The 16,755-nt window shown below is 73.0% G+C and carries 18 protein-coding genes; 8 read left to right on the forward strand and 10 right to left on the reverse strand.

What is annotated here, in order from left to right:
• Window positions 1-65 precede the first annotated feature (65 nt).
• The 4 genes from ACWC5O_RS18370 to ACWC5O_RS18385 are packed head-to-tail and all read right to left on the reverse strand — an operon-like array spanning window position 66 to window position 4,267.
• A complete protein-coding gene (locus ACWC5O_RS18370; protein WP_450588333.1) occupies window positions 66-1,292 on the reverse strand; it encodes an amidohydrolase family protein in 1,227 nt (408 codons plus the stop codon).
• A complete protein-coding gene (locus ACWC5O_RS18375; protein WP_450588335.1) occupies window positions 1,289-2,572 on the reverse strand; it encodes an amidohydrolase family protein in 1,284 nt (427 codons plus the stop codon). Before ACWC5O_RS18375 ends, ACWC5O_RS18370 begins: the two co-directional genes overlap by 4 nt.
• A 13-nt stretch (window positions 2,573-2,585) precedes the next feature.
• The gene (locus ACWC5O_RS18380) at window positions 2,586-3,470 is read right to left on the reverse strand and encodes an SDR family NAD(P)-dependent oxidoreductase (protein ID WP_450588337.1); all 885 of its coding nucleotides are present in this window, start codon (window positions 3,468-3,470) and stop codon (window positions 2,586-2,588) included.
• Window positions 3,470-4,267 (reverse strand): acetoacetate decarboxylase family protein, encoded by a 798-nt coding sequence (locus tag ACWC5O_RS18385; RefSeq protein ID WP_450588339.1) that lies wholly within the window; start codon window positions 4,265-4,267, stop codon window positions 3,470-3,472. Before ACWC5O_RS18385 ends, ACWC5O_RS18380 begins: the two co-directional genes overlap by 1 nt.
• Window positions 4,268-4,369: 102 nt before the next feature.
• Here ACWC5O_RS18385 and ACWC5O_RS18390 point away from each other — a divergent pair, with 102 nt between their 5' ends.
• The 7 genes from ACWC5O_RS18390 (at window position 4,370) to ACWC5O_RS18420 (ending at window position 12,726) form a co-directional block, all read left to right on the forward strand.
• Window positions 4,370-4,996: a TetR/AcrR family transcriptional regulator gene (locus tag ACWC5O_RS18390; protein ID WP_450588341.1), complete on the forward strand. Its 627-nt coding sequence runs from the start codon at window positions 4,370-4,372 to the stop codon at window positions 4,994-4,996.
• A 169-nt stretch (window positions 4,997-5,165) separates the two neighbouring features.
• Window positions 5,166-7,769, forward strand: a complete 2,604-nt coding sequence (locus tag ACWC5O_RS18395; protein WP_450588343.1) for an MXAN_6230/SCO0854 family RING domain-containing protein — start codon at window positions 5,166-5,168, stop codon at window positions 7,767-7,769.
• Between the two features lie 151 nt (window positions 7,770-7,920).
• Window positions 7,921-8,907, forward strand: a complete 987-nt coding sequence (locus ACWC5O_RS18400; protein ID WP_450588344.1) for a DEDDh family exonuclease — start codon at window positions 7,921-7,923, stop codon at window positions 8,905-8,907.
• A gap of 92 nt (window positions 8,908-8,999) precedes the next feature.
• Complete coding sequence (locus tag ACWC5O_RS18405) at window positions 9,000-9,233, forward strand: hypothetical protein (RefSeq protein ID WP_066991839.1); 234 nt, start codon at window positions 9,000-9,002, stop codon at window positions 9,231-9,233.
• Window positions 9,234-9,282: 49 nt separating this feature from the next.
• A complete protein-coding gene (locus tag ACWC5O_RS18410; RefSeq protein WP_450588345.1) occupies window positions 9,283-10,080 on the forward strand; it encodes an SURF1 family cytochrome oxidase biogenesis protein in 798 nt (265 codons plus the stop codon).
• 79 nt (window positions 10,081-10,159) lie between these two features.
• Window positions 10,160-11,965 (forward strand): glycoside hydrolase family 15 protein, encoded by a 1,806-nt coding sequence (locus ACWC5O_RS18415; RefSeq protein ID WP_450588347.1) that lies wholly within the window; start codon window positions 10,160-10,162, stop codon window positions 11,963-11,965.
• A gap of 5 nt (window positions 11,966-11,970) precedes the next feature.
• On the forward strand, window positions 11,971-12,726 hold the full coding sequence (locus ACWC5O_RS18420) for an SDR family oxidoreductase (RefSeq protein ID WP_450588348.1): 756 nt from the start codon (window positions 11,971-11,973) through the stop codon (window positions 12,724-12,726).
• Window positions 12,727-12,738: 12 nt separating this feature from the next.
• On the opposite strand, the gene amaP is transcribed toward ACWC5O_RS18420, so the two are convergent.
• Genes amaP through ACWC5O_RS18445 form a run of 5 tightly spaced genes read right to left on the reverse strand, consistent with a single transcriptional unit; the run spans window position 12,739 to window position 15,071 of the window.
• The gene (gene amaP / locus ACWC5O_RS18425; protein WP_450588350.1) at window positions 12,739-13,320 is read right to left on the reverse strand and encodes an alkaline shock response membrane anchor protein AmaP; all 582 of its coding nucleotides are present in this window, start codon (window positions 13,318-13,320) and stop codon (window positions 12,739-12,741) included.
• A 5-nt stretch (window positions 13,321-13,325) separates the two neighbouring features.
• Complete coding sequence (locus tag ACWC5O_RS18430; protein WP_450588351.1) at window positions 13,326-13,964, reverse strand: DUF6286 domain-containing protein; 639 nt, start codon at window positions 13,962-13,964, stop codon at window positions 13,326-13,328.
• The gene (locus ACWC5O_RS18435) at window positions 13,961-14,365 is read right to left on the reverse strand and encodes a hypothetical protein (RefSeq protein WP_450588352.1); all 405 of its coding nucleotides are present in this window, start codon (window positions 14,363-14,365) and stop codon (window positions 13,961-13,963) included. Before ACWC5O_RS18435 ends, ACWC5O_RS18430 begins: the two co-directional genes overlap by 4 nt.
• Complete coding sequence (locus ACWC5O_RS18440) at window positions 14,362-14,556, reverse strand: hypothetical protein (RefSeq protein WP_450588354.1); 195 nt, start codon at window positions 14,554-14,556, stop codon at window positions 14,362-14,364. The genes ACWC5O_RS18435 and ACWC5O_RS18440 overlap by 4 nt, the downstream gene beginning before the upstream one ends.
• A 41-nt stretch (window positions 14,557-14,597) precedes the next feature.
• A complete protein-coding gene (locus ACWC5O_RS18445) occupies window positions 14,598-15,071 on the reverse strand; it encodes an Asp23/Gls24 family envelope stress response protein (RefSeq protein WP_450588355.1) in 474 nt (157 codons plus the stop codon).
• 87 nt (window positions 15,072-15,158) lie between these two features.
• Here ACWC5O_RS18445 and ACWC5O_RS18450 point away from each other — a divergent pair, with 87 nt between their 5' ends.
• Entirely contained in the window at window positions 15,159-15,884 is a 726-nt protein-coding gene (locus tag ACWC5O_RS18450; protein WP_450588357.1) for a nucleopolyhedrovirus P10 family protein, read from the forward strand.
• Between the two features lie 13 nt (window positions 15,885-15,897).
• Here the strand turns inward: ACWC5O_RS18450 and ACWC5O_RS18455 are convergent, their stop codons facing one another.
• Window positions 15,898-16,701 carry an enoyl-CoA hydratase/isomerase family protein gene (locus tag ACWC5O_RS18455; RefSeq protein ID WP_450588358.1) on the reverse strand — a complete coding sequence of 268 codons (804 nt, stop codon included), beginning with the start codon at window positions 16,699-16,701 and terminating at the stop codon, window positions 15,898-15,900.
• Window positions 16,702-16,755: the final 54 nt, after the last annotated feature.

Below are 16,755 nucleotides of genomic sequence, written 5' to 3' on the forward strand. Positions count from 1 at the left end.
GGCGCCGCCGGACGCACACCGACGCTCGCCCCGGGGTCACCGGCCGCGCACCCGGCCCCCGCGCCTCACCACACCCGCACCCTCGCTCCCCGCGCGAACACCGGGCTGGTCGCGTCCGCCGGCGGCTCCTGCAGCGGTTCGGCCAGCTCGGCCACCGTCGGGCCGACCTTCGCCGCGATGGGGTCCAGGAGGTCCAGGTCGAAGCCGTAGACGCGGGCCGCGTTGCCGCCGAGCATGGCCGCCAGCTCCGCGCGCGGGACGCCCGGGCAGGCGAACCGCAGACCCTCTCGGGTGTACGGGTAGGTGCCCTCGTCGTGCGGGTAGTCGCTGCCCCACATGATCTTGTCGACGCCGATGCGGTCGCGCAGCGGCACCTCGTGCGGGCGCATGAAGCTGGCGCCGACGAAGCAGTGGTCGTGCCAGACCCGGGACGGTGCCTCGCCCATGCTCTCGGCCAGACCGGCGCCGAACTTGGCCTCGGCGGTGTCGGCCTTCGAGGCGGCCGCGACCAGGCGGCCGTGGTAGTAGTCCAGCATGTCGAGGACCCCGGGGATCCAGCCGGAGCCCTGCTCGGTCAGCACCAGCCGCAGCCCGGGGTGACGGCGGAAGGCGCCGCCGAAGACCAGGTGCCACAGCGCGCGGTGGGAGAACCAGGTCGTCTCGACCATGAAGACCGCGCGGGCGGCCGGTTCGTCGCCCAGGGGCGGGGAGGCGGAGCCCGCGTGGTGGTTGACGGGGACGCCGAGTTCCGAGCAGACGGCCCAGATCGGGTCGTACGCGCGCGAGTACAGCTCGGGCAGGCCGGAGCCCGGCGGGGTGCCGGGCAGCATCAGGCCGCCCTTGAGGCCCGCCGAGGCGGCCCACCTGATCTCCTTGACGGCCTCCTCGACGTCGCCCAGGAGGATCTGGAAGACACCGGCCCTGCGGCCGGGCGCGGCCGCGCAGAAGTCCGCGAGCCAGCGGTTGTGGGCGCGCAGACCGGCCCAGCGCCGCTCGAAGTCCTCGGCGCTCGGGGGCGGGGCCATCAGGGAGCCGGACGGGAAGAACGGCGGGATGGTGTTCGGGAAGATCACCTCCGCGACGATCCCGTCGGCCTCCAGCTCCGCCAGGCGCCGCTCGGAGTTCCAGTTCCGGTCGGCCGAGTCGGCGAGCAGGTCCTCGTAGGGGTTGACGTAGGTGGCCGCCCAGACGTCGAAGTCGTCGTGGTAGCGCTTGTCCAGGTACGGCTTGTAGTCCAGGAGATCGGCTCCCGCATGGCAGTCGGCGGAGATCACCGTGTACCGGTCGCTCACTGCGTCACCCCCAGCGTCGGGAAGTCGTGGTCGGTCAGCCAGTGCCTGCCCACTTCGCGCGAGCGCGCCCAGGACGCCTCCACGGCCTCCTGGCCGGCCGGCTGGCCGAGGTCCGCGGGGGTGGGGCCGATGCGCTCGGCGAGCGGGGTCAGCCTGCGCACGTCGAAGCCGAAGACCTCCGCCGCCGCGAGGCCCAGCATCCGGCGCGTCTCGCTCACCGGGATGTCGTGGAAGGTGCGCCGCAGCCACGCGCGCGTGTCGGGCCAGGTGCCCTCGGGGTGCGGGAAGTCGCTGCCCCAGAGGATGTTGTCGACGCCGATCTCGTAGCGCTGGGCCAGTTCGCGGCGCTTGGTGTTGGTGGCGCAGACGAAGATCTGCCGGTCGAGGTACTCGTGCGGCGGGCGTTTCAGCTCCTGGAACGGGGAGAGCTTCTTGCCGCCGTGGGCGCCGAGGTAGAGGCGGTCCATGAACCACAGCAGGTTCGGCAGCCACCAGCAGCCCGACTCCGCGACCCCGAACCGCAGTCCGGGGTGGCGTTCGAAGACACCGGACCAGAGCAGGAACCACAGCGGCCGGGCCGGCCACCAGGTCACCTCGCTGACGAAGATCCCCAGGTGGTCGCCGTACTCGTGGCGCGGCGCCGCCCCGGAGTGCGTCAGCACCGGCATCCCGCAGTCGGCGGCCGCCGCCCACACGGGGTCGTACCGGCGGTCGTGGTAGGGCTCCTTGTCGCCCCACAGGGCGGGGATCATCAGGGCGCCGAGCCCGGACTCCCTGGCGCGGCGGATCTCGGCGACCACCTTCGGCACCTCGGCCGTGACCGGCAACAGGGCCACGCCGCAGTGCCGTTCGGGGTTCTCGGACACGAAGTCCGCGAGCCAGCGGTTGTGCGCCCGGGCGCCCGCCATGCCCAGCTCCGGGTCGTGGTCGCCGGACAGGCCGAGGCCCACCCCGAAGGGCGCGGCGGTCTGGCTGTCCACGGCGTCGGCGTCCGGGAAGACCACCTCCGCCGCCACCCCGTCCCCGTCGAGTTCCTTCAGTCGCTGCGCGGTGTCCCAGCCCCCGCGCAGGCCCTCCTCGTTGTCCTGGAACCACTTGGTCGCGAACGCCTCGTTGCGGATGCCGAGCCGGGTCATCTCCTCGCGGCGCCGGTCGCGGCCCGCGAGGAACTCGTCGAAGTCCCGGTGGAATCGGGACTCCAGGTAGGGCCGGTACCGCTCGGTGGGCAGCCCGGCGTGGCAGTCGGAGGAGATGATCAGGTACGGGTCCTGGCTGGTCACAACAGCCTCCCGGTCAATCGAGTATGAAGCTTTCGAGGTACGACGGGTTCGCGCGGTCCAGCATCGAGTGCGCCCGCGCGCGGATCTGGGCGTCGCTGTGCTCGCTCGCCGGGAGCAGCCAGAAGCGGTCGGCGCGGATGCCGTCCACGACCAGCTCGGCGACCTCCTCGACGGGCGTGAAGCGCACCTCCCGGCCGGCCTCGCGCATCGCCGACTCCCACTGGTCGAGGCTGCGGTACGGCGTCTTCCTGGGGCGCTGTTTGGCGTAGCGGGCGGGACGGTTGCGGTGCGACTCCCACAGGCCGGTGCGCAGCATGTGCGGGCCGGGGAAGAGCACGGAGGCACCCACGCGCGCGTGCTCCGCCTTCAAGTGGGCGTACAGGGACTCGGTCATGGTGACGACGGCCGCCTTGGTGACCGCGTACACGGAGGCGGTCGGCAGGGGCGCGATGCCGCCGTCACCGGAGGACGTGTTGACGACATGACCAGGTTGACCGGACCTGATCATCCGTGGCAGGAACGCCTGGATGCCGTGGAAGACGCCCCACACATTGACGGCGAAGGCCCACTGCCAGTCGTTCGGCTCGTGCTCCCACATGCGCCCCTCGGCGCCCGAGCCGACCCCCGCGTTGTTGCACAGGACGTGTACGGCCCCGTAGGCCTCGTACGCCGACTCGGCCAGCTCCAGGACCTGTTCGCGTACGCCGACGTCGACCACGCGCGCGTGCACGTCGGCGCCCTTCGCGCGCAGGTCGGCGGCGGCCTTGTCGAGCGCCGTCTCCTCGACGTCGGCGAGGACGACCTTCAGCCCCTCGGCCGCGAACCGCCGTGCCATCGCGTGCCCGATCCCGCTCGCCGCTCCGGTGACGACGGCGACCTGTCCTGCTCGCAGGTCCATCACCGACTCCCTTCCGGCGGTGCGTCATGGACCTGGAGCGGGTCGTCGTAGCGCTGGTGGACGTACGGCAACAGGGCCTGCGCGTCGACCCGTTCGACCACCCGGCCGCTCTGGTCGCTGGTCTTCTCGCCGACGGTGATCTCCCGCAGGCGCAGCACCGGGAGGTCGGCGACGGGGTCGTACAGGGACTCGCGCAGCACCACGTCCCCGGTGACGCGCTCCAGTCGGCGCACCTTCTCGTGCCGGACGCAGTGCACCAGCACGGGGTCCCCGTCGAAGCCCGAACCGTCCACGGCGGGTAGGAACTTGAAGTAGAAGTCGGTCTTGCACGAGGGCTCCGGGAGGGGCAGTTCGCCGCGCACCGCGCCGCGCACCTCCACGAAGGCGATGCCGTGCCGGGCCAGCGCCGCCCGTACGGCGAGGCCGTCGCGCTCGACGGTCACCTCGCCGAGCTTCTTGGGCTCCCCGAAGACCTCACGGCCGCCGGTGAGGGCGCGTTCGTGGGTCATCGGCATCACCAGCGGGTACCAGCCCTCGACCTCGCCGTGCGCGGCGGCGACCGCGAAGGAGCCCGCGCCGAGCGGGTACCCGGGCAGGTCGACCTTGCTGATGTTCACCCGGACGAGTGGGCTGCCCGTGGGTTTCAGGGGTGGTGGCAGCACCGCCGCGACCGCGTCCGGGTCGGTCTCCCAGACGGCCACCACTCCGGTGGACCAGATGTCGGGGAGCCGCGCGCTCGCGGTGCGCGTGGCGGCGATCTCCCGCTCGGTCCGTGCTCCGTACCGTACGCGTGCCATACGCCGTACCGCCCTTCGTCTGACGGGCCGTCATCTGTAACACAGTTACAGCAGTCCGGACGCGGGGTAAATACGCGTGCACGGACCGGAGTTGGGGGGATCATGGCGAGATCGGCGCTCAGCCGGGAGGAGGTCCTGGAGGCCGCCGCCGAGCTGGTGCGGCAGCACGGCCCCGACGCGCTCACCATGCGCAAGCTGGCAGCCGAGCTGGGCACCGCCGTCACCTCGATCTACTGGCACGTCGGGGGTCGCGAGGCCCTGCTGGAGGCGCTGGTGGAGCGGACCGTGGCCGGTCTCGGCGAGATCCGGCCTGCCGGGCGTACGCCCGAACAGCGGGTCGTCTCCGTGGCGCGCGCCCTGCGCCGGCAGCTGCGCGACCATCCGCACCTGGTGGCTCTGGTGCACGAGCGCGGGCTGACCGAGCGGATGTTCCTGCCTGCCCAGCAGGCCCTGGTGCGCGAGGCCCACGCGGCGGGGCTGCGCGGCGCCCCGGCCGCCGAGTTCGTGCGGGCGGTGCAGTTCCAGGTCGTCGGCCATGTGCTGGTCGAGCGCAACCGCGAGCGTGCCCCGGTGCAGCGGCCCGGCGAGGAGGAGCTGTGGAGCGCGGAGGCCACCGGTGACGACCCGGCCCTGGCCCGTGCGCTGGCCCGGCCCGTGGACACGGAGCGGCTGTTCGTCACCGCCGTACGGGCGCTGGTGGGGGCGCTGCTCGCACCGCGCGAAAAATAACTGGCGCCCCAACTCCTGCTCCCCCTAATGTTCCTGATCGCGGGGGCGGCTCCGCAAGCGTGCTTCCTTCTCTCCCTTTCCTGGAATCTGCAGCGCGCTCACTCTCCGCCTCCGCCTCGACCACTCTCTTTCGGCCTTCTGCCGCCTTTCTTCCGCCGGGGGATTCCGCTTGTCCGAACTGTCGTCCGTGCTGCTCCGCCGCCTCCGTACCGTCTACGTCGACCAGGCCGGACCACGCCCGGGCGATCCGTCGACGGCCGGGGGACTCGTCGCCCTGGAGGGCGAACTGCTCGACCGGGGTTTCGCACCGACGGCACAGCTGCGTGCGGCACTGGCCTGGCTGGGCCCCGCGGGGCTCGGGGACGCGGGCCGGCAGCTGATCCGGCACATCGACGCCGAGCTGGGCGCTGACCGCACCCACATGCCGCTGTTCCGCAGCTTCCCGGTCTCCGTCCCCGACGACACGTTCCAGCTGTACGTCGACCGGGTCTTCGCCCTGCTGCTGCAGTGGCCCGCGCAGCCCTGCGTGCTGTGCGGCACGGTGGGCAGCGTGCACCCGGTGGCGCCGTGCGCGCACCTCGTGTGCCGCGCCTGCTGGGACGGCGCGGACTACACGGGGTGCCCGCTCTGCCGCCGCCGGATCGACCCCGCCGATCCCTTCCTGGTGCCGGGCGAGCCGCGCCGCCCGCACGATGTGTCGGCCGGTCCGCTGAAGCTGCTCGCGCTCGGTACGGACCGCGCGGCGGACACGGTGCACGCGCTGCGGACCCTGCTGGCCCGCCGTACTCCCCTGCCGCCGCAGGACCGCGCCGACCTGAGGGTGCTGCTGGACCACGCGCCCGCGGACCTGGACTGGCTGCCCGAGGAGATCCCTGTCCGCGAGACCAAGGCGTTCGTCCTGGGCACGCTGCTGGCCGACCGGCACACGCGCGTGGCCGTCACCGAGCTGCTCGCCACGTATCTGACGACCGCGACGGACGTCCTGCGCCTGCTGTGTGTGTGGGCGGGCGGCGCGGGGGATCTGCTGGAGCCGCCGCGGCTGCGCTCGCTGCCCCGCGCGCTGCGCGGCCGGCTGCTCAGCGTGCTCGACGCTCTGGCGGTGCCGTCGCTCGTGGAGGACGTGCTGCGGCACCCGGGCCCGTGGAAGCGGGCCGCCGAGATCCTGCACCCCTTCGAGCACCACGCCCGCCACCCGCGGGCCGCCCTCGCCTTCGCCGTCCTGCGCGGCACCGACACCGCCGGCACCGCCCTGGGCTCGGCCCTGCTGCGTACGGCAGCCGAGCATCCGGCGGCCGTACGGGTCGCCGGCGACCGCATCCGGGCGGCCACCTGGGGCGCGCGGGTGGAGCAGGCGCTGTACGAGCGGGACGCACCGGCCGCCCTGGCCCTCCTCGCGCAGCGGCCCGGCGAGCTGCTGCGCCGTCTCGACCACCTGCTGCGGCTGCGCCAACTCGACGCGCTGCCCGACGAGTTCGCCGACGTGCTGCGCCGCGTCCTGCCCAAGGCGGGCCCCGGGCCGCTGCTCGCCGCGCTGGGCCGGATGCGGATCCGTCATCTGCCCGGAGAGCGGCGGGTGTTCTTCCCGCGCGGGCAGGTGACGCACGCGTTCACGACCGACGACACGCGGGCACCGCTCGCCGAGGCGGTCACCACGCGCGTGTGCGCGCTGCTGGAGGCCGAGGCGCTGCGCCGCCTGTCCGACCGGCCACGGTTCGACCTGGCCGTGCTCGACTCGGCGCTCGCCGGGCTCGCGGTGCCCGCCGCCGAGCGGACCGCCGCGAAGGCGCTGGTGTCGGTGCCGCGCGGCAGCACCCAGCCGCTGCCCGAGGGTGCGGTGCTGCGGCTCTTCCTGCACTGGATGCAGCCCGTGAAGACACGCGTGGACCTGGACCTGTCGGTGGCCCTGTACGACGAGGACTGGGAGTTCGCGGGCCTGTGCGACTACACGAACCTGGTGTACGGCGAGCGGTGGGCCGTCCACTCCGGTGACCTGACGTCGGCACCCGCACCGGACGGCGCGACCGAGTACGTCGACCTGGACCTCGCGGCGCTCGGCGAGCTGGGGGTGCGGTACGCGGTGCCGGTCGTCTTCAGCTTCAACAACATCCCGTTCGAGGAACTGCTCGACGCCTTCGCGGGCTTCATGGCGCTGCCGTCGGCGGCCGAGGAGGCGCGCGGCGCCGGGTACCACCCGCGCACGGTGCGCCAGCGCTACGACCTGGTGGGTGACTCGCGCATCCATGTGCCGATGCTGGTCGACCTGCGCCACCGCACATTCCTGTGGACGGACCTCCATCTGCCGTCGGACGACGGCTTCCACAACGTGTACCGGCACGGCGAGGACCTGGGCCGTATCGGCCGGGACCTGTTCCAGTACTTCGCGTCCGGTCGTACGACGCTGTGGGACCTCGCGGTGTGGCACGCGACGGCGCGCGGTGACGAGGTGCTGGTCGTCCGGCGCGCGCCCGACCGGCGCTCCGTCGACGAGCTGTGGCACTACCGGCGCCACGACGGAGAGCCGGACACCGCGTTCGCCGCCCGGGTGCGCGCCCTGGAGCCGCCGGAGCGGCGGGAGCCCGCGACGGACGCGGCGGACGCCGACACGCGTGCGGGTGAAGCGGCCGCGAAGAAGCACGTGTTGCTCGCGCTGGTGCACGGCGGGGTGGCGCCGGAGGGCGCGACCGGCGAGGTGTACCGGCTGCTGCCCGGCCCGGCCGACGGCTGCGGTCTGGAGCCGCTGACGGCCGGGGATCTGGTGGCCGCGCTGGGCTGACGCCGGCCGGCCACCCGGAACTGTCCCGCGGGTCCGTCGCGTTGCGGGCACGCACGCGCGTGCGGCGGCCGAGCGGGAGAGCGAGCGCGCGGGGGCGGGTTCGGCCCCTGCGGGACAGCGCTGTCAGTCGTGGCCCGTATCCTCAATGACCATGCTCGAAGACCGTGCGACCGCAGTGTCCTCCCCCACCCAGTGGCCGGCCGCGTATCCGAAGGGATACGCGGTCGTTGACGTGGAGACCACCGGCCTGGCCCGGGACGACCGGATCATCTCCGCCGCCGTCTACCGGCTGGACGCGCGCGCCGAGGTCGAGGACCACTGGTACACCCTGGTCAACCCGGAGCGCGATCCGGGCCCCGTGTGGATACACGGCCTGACGAGCGAGGTGCTCGAAGGGGCGCCGCTGTTCGCGGACGTCGCCGAGGAGTTCGCCGCCCGGCTGGACGGCCGGGTGCTGGTCGCGCACAACGCGGTCTTCGACTGGCAGATGATCGCGCGCGAGTACGCGCGCGCTGAGCGCGAGGCGCCGGTGCGACAGCGGCTGTGCACCATCGCGCTGTCCAAGGAGCTGGGGCTGCCGCTGCCCAACTTCAAGCTGGAGTCGCTGGCGGCGCACTTCGGTGTCGTCCAACAGCGGGCGCACCACGCGCTGGACGACGCGCGCGTGCTCGCCGAGGCGTTCCGGCCCAGTCTGCGGGCCGCGGCGGCGGGCGGCGTACGGCTGCCGCTGCTGGAGTGCCGGCCGCTGACGGAGTGGTCGGACACGCCCCGGATCGGCCGGCAGGCGAGCGGGGGATACGGCGGCTACCAGCCGTCCAGTTGGCGCCCGTCCCGGAAGCGGCCCGCCTGCCCCTACCCCAACCCGGGCCGGTACGAAGACGGCAAACGACTCAAACAGGGCATGCGGGTGGCGTTCTCCGGTGACACCTCCACCGAGCGGGAGCTGCTGGAGGACCGGGCGACCGAGGCCGGGCTGCACGTGGCGACGAGCCTGTCCCGGCTGACCAGTCTGCTGGTCACCAACGACCCCGACTCGGGCACGTCGAAGGTGGTCAAGGCGCGCCAGTTCGGCACCCCGGTCGTCGACGAGGCCGCTTTCGGACAGCTGCTGAGGGACGTCGAGCCCGCCGACGGGTGAGCGGACGCGGGACCCGTACGGACGGGTGATTCGCAGCGACTCGCCCGTCGTCCGTCGCCCCACGGCGAGGGCGACGGCTCACCCTGTGGCGCATGGCGAATTGCGAAGTCTGCGGCAATGACTACGGGATGACCTTCGAGGTCCACGCACAGGGTGCTGTACACGTGTTCGACTGCTTCTCCTGTGCGATCCACCGCATGGCCCCGGTCTGCGAGCACTGCAAGGTCTCGATCATCGGCCAGGGCGTCGAGGCGGACGGCAGCTTCTACTGCGGCGCCCACTGTGCCCGCGCCGAGGGGAAGGTGGGGATCGTCGACCGCGTGTGACCCGGTACCCGCCCGATCGCACCCCACGACCGAGTTGTACCGTCGTGGGGTGCACCGCTACCGCTTCCTGCTGACCCTCCAGTGGGTGATCCTCACCCTCGTCGCGATCGCGCTGATCCCGACGATGATCAGGCTCGGCTTCTGGCAGCAGCACCGGTACGAGGAGCGCACCGCCCGCAACGACCTGGTCTCCCAGGCGCTGCACGCCAAGCCGGTCCCCGTGGAGCGGCTCACCTCCCCCGGGCACGCCGTGACCCGCACGGAGAAGTACCGCACGGTGACCGCGACCGGCACCTTCGACCCGTCCCGGGAGGTCGTGGTCCGGCGCCGGACCAACTCCGACGACGAGGTCGGCTTCCACGTCCTGACCCCGTTCGTCCTGACGGACGGCAAGGTGCTGCTGGTCAACCGCGGCTGGATTCCCGCGAACGGCGTGCAGACCGCCTTCCCCGAGATCCCCGCGCCGCCCGCCGGCCGGACCACCATCACCGGGCGGCTCAAGGCCGACGAGACCACCGCGGCGAGCGGCATCAAGAACGTCAAGGGCCTGCCGGACCGGCAGATCATGCTGATCAACAGCGCAGAGGAGGCGCGGCGGCTCGGCGCGAAGGTGCTCGGCGGTTACGTCGAGCAGACGGCACCCGAGCCCAAGGGCGGCTCCCCGGAGCAGATCTCCGACCCCGGCAGCGAGGACGCCCCGCTGAACTACGCGTACATGATCCAGTGGTGGCTGTTCGCCGCGGGTGTCCCGGTGGGCTGGTGGTTCCTGGTCCGGCGCGAGATCCGCGACCGCGAGGAGGCCACGGCCGAGCAGACGCCCGAGGAGGCGGAACCGGCCGCCGTCTGATCCCCGGCGTCCCGGGCAGACGTCACTCCCCCGGCGCACCGCCGGATTGGCCCCGGGGTCCTCCGGGAACCCGCATCCCGTGAACGCGCGCATCGAGGACTACGCCCTCATCGGCGACGAGCAGACCGCGGCGCTGGTCGGCAGGGACGGCTCGATCGACTGGCTGTGCCTGCCCCGCTTCGACTCCGGCGCCTGTTTCGCCCGGCTGCTGGGCGACGAGGACAACGGCCACTGGCGGATCGCGCCGAAGGGCGCGGGCACCTGCACCCGCCGGGCCTACCGGCCCGACACCCTCGTCCTCGACACCGAGTGGGAAACCCCCGAGGGCACGGTGCGCGTCACCGATCTGATGCCGCAGCGCGACCGGGCCCCCGACGTCGTGCGCATCGTGGAGGGCGTCAGCGGGCGCGTCACCGTGCACAGCACGCTCCGCCTGCGCTTCGACTACGGGTCCATCGTCCCGTGGATGCGCCGCTCCGACGGGCATCGGGTGGCCGTCGCCGGACCGGACTCGGTGTGGCTGCGCACCGAGCCCCATGTGCACATCTGGGGCGAGGACTTCGGCACCCACGCGGAGTTCACCCTCGCCGAGGGCGAGCGGGTCGCGTTCGTGCTCACCTGGCACCCCTCGCACGAGCCGCGCCCCCCGCTCATCGACCCCTATCAGGCGCTGAGCACCAGCGTCCGGGACTGGCGGCGCTGGACGGCCCGCTGCCGCTACGACGGGCCGCACCGGGACGCCGTCGTGCGGTCCCTGATCACGCTCAAGGCCCTCACCTACGCCCCGACGGGCGGGATCGTCGCAGCGGCCACCACCTCGCTGCCCGAGGAGCTGGGCGGTGTGCGCAACTGGGACTACCGTTACTGCTGGCTGCGCGACTCCACCCTCACCCTTGGCGCCCTGCTGTCGGCGGGCTACCACAAGGAGGCCGAGCACTGGCGCGACTGGCTGTTGCGCGCGGTCGCGGGCGACCCGGCCGACCTGCAGATCATGTACGGCCTGGCGGGCGAGCGACGGCTGGCGGAGTTCGAGCTGCCCTGGCTGTCCGGCTTCGCCGACTCAGCGCCCGTACGCATCGGCAACGGCGCGGTCGGCCAGCTCCAGCTGGACGTGTACGGCGAGGTCATGGACTCGCTCTCGCTCGCCCGTACGGCGGGCCTGCCCACCAGGCCGCACATGTGGTCGATCCAGTGCTCGCTGATGGACTTCCTGGAGTCGGCGTGGCGGCAGCCCGACGAGGGCCTGTGGGAGGTGCGCGGCGGCCGGCGCCAGTTCGTGCACTCCAAGGTGATGGTGTGGGTGGCCGCCGACCGTGCCGTACAGACCCTGGAGAAGCGCCAGGAGCTGACGGGCGACCTGGACGGCTGGCGGGCCATGCGCGACGAGGTGCACCGCGAGGTGTGCGAGCAGGGCTTCGACCGTCGGCGCAACACCTTCACCCAGTACTACGGCTCGCGCGAGCTGGACGCCTCCCTGCTGCTGATCCCGCGGGTCGGCTTCCTGCCCGCCGACGACCCCCGTGTGACCGGCACGGTCGACGCGATCCGCGAGGACCTGGGCCACGGCGGCTTCGTGCGCCGTTACGACACGGACGCCGTCGGCGTCGACGGGATGCCGGGCGGTGAGGGCGCCTTCCTCGCCTGCTCGTTCTGGCTCGCCGACGCCCTGCACCTGACGGGCCGCACGGACGAGGCCAGGGATCTGTTCGAGCGGCTGGTGGACCTCGCCAACGACGTGGGACTGCTGGCGGAGGAGTACGACCCGGAGCTGGGCCGCCAGGTGGGCAACTACCCGCAGGCGTTCAGCCACATCGCGCTGGTGAACACCGCCCTCACGCTGTTCGGGGACGGAGGGGACCGGGAGACCGGGCACGGGGCAGGATAGGCACCATGGATCTTGGACTGAAGGACCGGGTGTACATCGTCACCGGCGCCACGCGCGGGCTGGGCAACGCCGCCGCGCGGGAGCTGGTCGCCGACGGGGCGAAGGTGGTCATCACCGGCCGTGACGAGCAGCGGGTGGCCGACGCGGCCGCCGAACTGGGCCAGAACGCGGTCGGCGTGGCCGTCGACAACTCCGACGCGGGGGCTCCCGAGCGGCTGATCGCGGCCGCCCGGGAGCACTTCGGCGGCTTCCACGGCGTCCTGGTGAGCGTCGGCGGGCCGCCGCCCGGGTTCGTCGCGGACAACACGGACGAGCAGTGGCGGAACGCGTTCGAGTCGGTGTTCCTCGGCGCGGTCCGGTTCGCCCGCGCGGCGGCGGCCGAGCTGGAGCCGGGCGGGGTCATCGGGTTCGTGCTGTCCGGGTCGGTGCACGAGCCGATTCCCGCGCTGACGATCTCCAACGGGCTGCGGCCCGGGCTCGCCGGGTTCGCCAAGTCCATCGCGGACGAGTTGGGGCCGCGGGGGATCCGGGTCGTGGGGTTGCTGCCGGCGCGTATCGACACGGATCGCGTGCGCGAGCTCGATGCGTTGTCCGCTGATCCTGAGGCCACTCGGGCGGCGAACGAGGCCCGGATTCCGCTGCGGCGGTACGGGACGCCCGAGGAGTTCGGGCGGGTGTCCGCGTTCGTGCTGTCTCCGGCGGCTTCCTATCTGACGGGGATCATGGTGCCTGTGGACGGGGGCATGAGGCACGGCTTCTGAGGGTGCGCGGTATCAGGTCACCCTCTCTGCACGGTGTTTCACCGCCCTCAGTTGTACTTCCGCCGGAAGTGACGCCAAGCCCGCCGACTCGCGTGCGTGCGTCAGCGCCTGGGCCGTGAAGTCGATCAGTGCCGCCCCGGGGTCCACTTCAGGTTCCAGCTGGAGCCACGCGCGCACCGCGGGGGTCGTACGGCGGCCCGTCAGCAGGGTTCCGGTGTGGGACACGCCCTGCTGGCGGGCCGCGTCCGCGGCGAGGGCGGATTCCAGGGCCTTGCCGCGCAGCAGGGCGCCCTCGCCGTCGCCGGTGTCGACCAGGACCTCGGTCAGGCGGCGCCGGCGCAGGATCGCGGTGAGCCACCACAGGGCGAGCAGCACGAGGACGGCCAGGGCGGCGATGACCGTCGGCCACCACCAGCCGGCCTGCCGCCAGCGGGTGCGCTCGGCGTTGCTGAGCAGGACGTCGTGCGGGCCGGTGTGGAGCCACCAGTGCGGTGGCGGTGCGCCCAGGCCCACGGCCAGCACCGCGCCGCCCAGGGCGAGCAGCAGCAGACCCACGAGCCCGAGCAGGACACGGTTGACGGTACCCCTGCGCATCCGCCTCACCCCTTCCGTCCGGGGCGTCGGACGTGCACCGACAGCGCGGGCGGGCGGGACAGTCCGAGTCCCCGGACCGCGTCGGTGAGTACGGCGTCCAGGTCGGCTCTTACGTCGTCCAGGCCGCGGAAGTGCGAGACCACGCGGACGTCGGCCCGCTTGCGCCGCATCCGCACCCGTACCGCTCGCACGCCCGAGACCTCGATGGCCCGGTCGCGCAGCACCTGGGCGGCCGCCTCGCACCGGAGTCCGGCGCGGACGTCGGGGTGCGGGCGCCGCATGGGCAGCAGATCCCGCAGGCCGGGCGTGAGGGCGAGCACGATCAGCCACAGGCCGAGGGCGGCGACGATGCCCGCCCCGGCCAGCACCCATGGGTCGTCCAGGGGCCGCCCGGCGAGTTGCCGAGCCAGCGCGCGGCGCCAGTGCATCGCCGGACGGTGGGCGCGGACGGCGGCGATGTCGTACAGGAACACGGCCGCGCCGGCCAGGAGGCACAGGGCGACGATGCCCGCCGGGACGCGGCGGGCCGACCAGAAGCGGCCACTGCCCTCGGGGAGCAGGGCCGGTGGGGCGTCGGGGGTCTTGTCGATGTCGAGGACGGGCAGTCGCTGTGGGGGACTCTCGGGTGGCCGGGGCTCGCTCATGGCGTCCTCCCGTGGGGTGCGCCGGGTGCCGGTGTCCGGTGCAGCCGCTCGACCTGGACGGCGACCTCCGGCACCTCCATGCTCACCAACGCACCTACCCGCTCCACGACTTGGCGACGCACGGCGGCACAGCGGGCGCCGACGTCGCAGGGGTAGCCGAGTTCGAGGACGACGCGGACGCGAGCCGTCCCGATGGGGGTCCCCCCGGAGTGCGGGCGTACGACGACGGTGGCGTGCGGGGGCGCGGCGTCCGCGGGCAGCGGGGCGAGCGCCTCGCGTGCGGCCTGGGCGGCGATCTTCGCGACGACCCGGTCGGCGATCCGGGTGGCACCCCGCTCGCCGGGCGGCGCGAGGTCCAGGGGCTCGCGGACCGTGCCGGTCTCCGCGCTCACGGCGGTCACCGGCCGCGGTCGCGCCGGTCGCCGCGGGTGCGGAAGAAGTCACCGGGCTCCAGGTCACCCTCCAGGAACCGGCCGACGATGAAGCCGACGACGCCCAGCGCCGCCACCAGCAGGAAGGCTCCGAACCCGCCGAAGTACCCGGCGAATCCCAGCGCCATTCCGGCGATCATGCCGACCACGGCCATGCTCATGCAGCACTCCTCAGCTCGTCAGGTGTGCGGGGCCCGGTGCCTCACTGGATCCGGGGCGGCGCGGGCTCCTCTTCCTCTTCCTCGGGGAGCTTGACGTCGCTCACCGCGATGTTGACCTCGACGACCTCGAGTCCGGCCATCCGTTCCACGGAGGCGATCACGTTCTCCCGTACCGCGCGGGAGACATCGATGATGGACACGCCGTAGTCCACGACGATCTCCAGGTCGAGCGCCGTCTGCACCTCGCCGACCTCGGCCTTCACACCCCGGGTCACCGACTTCGCACCGCCCGGCACCCGGTCGCGCACGGCCCCGAAGGTGCGGGCCAGCCCGCTGCCCATGGCATGGACACCCATCACCTCCCGGGCGGCCAGTCCGGCGATCTTCTCAACGACACCGTCGGCGATGGTGGTGCGCCCCCGGGTCGCCGGGTCACCACCGCCGCGCCTGGTCGCCTTACGGGTCGACACCTGCGGCTCGTTGTCACCTTCTGGGGTCGTCGTCATTTCGGTCATCGCCGTACGTCCCTTTCGGTCGTCGTCCTGCGACCACCGTAAGCAAGGATGCTCGGTTGCGCGCCAGGGATACGGCAGGCTGGAGGAATGACGGCGGACCGGTGGGCGCAGGAAGTCAGGCATCAGCTGGCGCTGGGCAGGCTGCTGCCGCTCGGCGGCCCGCACGACGGGGCGTGGATCGCCGAAGGGGCGGCCGCAGCGGTGCTGGCGCGCGCGGCGGCGACGGAGGTGCCGGACGTGCGCCTCGGCACCCTGCGGATCGCGCTCGCCGATCCGCAGGACGTCCACGAGCCCGTCGTACCGTCTCCGCCGAGCGCCCTGCCCCCGGGCGCGCTGCGGGTGACGGCGGACTTCGCGGCCACGGCCACGGAGCCCCTGCCGACGACGGCGTCCCGTCTGCGGCTGGCCCTGGCGACGGCCGCGACGGACCGCCTGGGCCTCGCGGTCACGGAGGTCGACCTCCGGGTGACGGACCTTCTCGAAGCAGCAGACGGGCAGGCGGCCGCGGTGACCGCACCGCAGCCGCCTTCTGCCCGCGGGACCACGGACCCCGACGAGTCCCTCGCGACGACCGCCGCGCTGTCCGTCCCCGGGGTGACCCGTCTGACGGGCTCACTTGCGGGCTTGGGCCGGGCGGTGCACGTCGAACAGCGCGCCGACGGGACCTCCCTGCCCCACCGGCACATACGCGTGGAGCTGGCGACCGGCACGGACCACCGGGCCGTGGACGTCGCCCGGCAGGTACGCGTGGCGGTACGGGATGCGCTGGACGATCACCCGACCGTGGCGGTGCTGGTCACGGCAGTCGGCTGACCACCGCCCTCGCTCATTCGCCGACGCCGGCCAGGTCCCGCAACCGCCGCCCCTGAGCAGCCCGCTCAGCCGCACGCTGCTCGTCGTACGTACGACCGACCGCACCCCGCAGCAACGCCTTGGTCTCCACCACCGCATCGCGCGGCGCAGCCATCATCGCCGCGGCCAAGTCCCCTACCGCACCGTCCAGTTCGACGGCGGGCACGGCAAGGTTGGCCAGCCCCGAAGCCACCGCCTCCTCCGCCCCGACGAAGCGCCCGGTCACGCAGATCTCGAGCGCGCGGGCGTACCCGACCAGGCCGACCAGCGGATGCGTGCCGGTCAGATCGGGAACGATGCCGAGGGCCGTCTCGCGCATGGCGAACTGCACGTCGTCCGCGACGACCCGCAGGTCGCAGGCGAGCGCGAGCTGGAACCCGGCACCGATGGCGTGCCCCTGGACGGCGGCGATGGACACGATGTCGTTCCGCCGCCACCAGGTGAACGCCTCCTGGAATTCGGCGATGGACGCGTCGAGCCCGGCGTCGTCACGGCGCGCGAGATCGGTGAAGGTCGGCTCGCCCGGGATCCCCTCCAGGGTGAACATCTGTCGGTCCAGCCCGGCGGAGAAGGACTTGCCCTCGCCGCGCAGCACGACGACACGGACGGAGCCCGGCAACAGCCGACCGGCCTCGGTGAGCGCCCGCCACAGGGCGGGGCTCTGCGCGTTGCGCTTGGCCGGGTTGGTCAGCGTCACCGTGGCGAGCGCGTCGTCGACGGTGAGCCTTACGCCGTCCTTGTCGAGTACAGGAGCGAGGTCCTGGTCGGGCGAAGCCATGGGGCGCCTCCGATGGGTGCGGTCATCACGCATTGCCGTAGTGGCATGCTAAGT

The organism is Streptomyces sp. NPDC001450 (assembly GCF_053597295.1).

Excerpts from the sequence above, each read along its gene's own strand:
- ACWC5O_RS18390 (WP_450588341.1), top strand. The coding sequence starts at position 4,370 with ATGGCGAGATCGGCGCTCAGCCGGGAGGAGGTCCTGGAGGCCGCCGCC.
- ACWC5O_RS18440 (WP_450588354.1), bottom strand. The coding sequence starts at position 14,556 with ATGAGCATGGCCGTGGTCGGCATGATCGCCGGAATGGCGCTGGGATTC.
- ACWC5O_RS18405 (WP_066991839.1), top strand. The coding sequence starts at position 9,000 with ATGGCGAATTGCGAAGTCTGCGGCAATGACTACGGGATGACCTTCGAG.
- ACWC5O_RS18380 (WP_450588337.1), bottom strand. The coding sequence starts at position 3,470 with ATGGACCTGCGAGCAGGACAGGTCGCCGTCGTCACCGGAGCGGCGAGC.
- amaP (WP_450588350.1), bottom strand. The coding sequence starts at position 13,320 with ATGCGCAGGGGTACCGTCAACCGTGTCCTGCTCGGGCTCGTGGGTCTG.
- ACWC5O_RS18455 (WP_450588358.1), bottom strand. The coding sequence starts at position 16,701 with ATGGCTTCGCCCGACCAGGACCTCGCTCCTGTACTCGACAAGGACGGC.
- ACWC5O_RS18385 (WP_450588339.1), bottom strand. The coding sequence starts at position 4,267 with ATGGCACGCGTACGGTACGGAGCACGGACCGAGCGGGAGATCGCCGCC.
- ACWC5O_RS18400 (WP_450588344.1), top strand. The coding sequence starts at position 7,921 with ATGCTCGAAGACCGTGCGACCGCAGTGTCCTCCCCCACCCAGTGGCCG.
- ACWC5O_RS18420 (WP_450588348.1), top strand. The coding sequence starts at position 11,971 with ATGGATCTTGGACTGAAGGACCGGGTGTACATCGTCACCGGCGCCACG.
- ACWC5O_RS18450 (WP_450588357.1), top strand. The coding sequence starts at position 15,159 with ATGACGGCGGACCGGTGGGCGCAGGAAGTCAGGCATCAGCTGGCGCTG.
- ACWC5O_RS18445 (WP_450588355.1), bottom strand. The coding sequence starts at position 15,071 with ATGACCGAAATGACGACGACCCCAGAAGGTGACAACGAGCCGCAGGTG.
- ACWC5O_RS18430 (WP_450588351.1), bottom strand. The coding sequence starts at position 13,964 with ATGAGCGAGCCCCGGCCACCCGAGAGTCCCCCACAGCGACTGCCCGTC.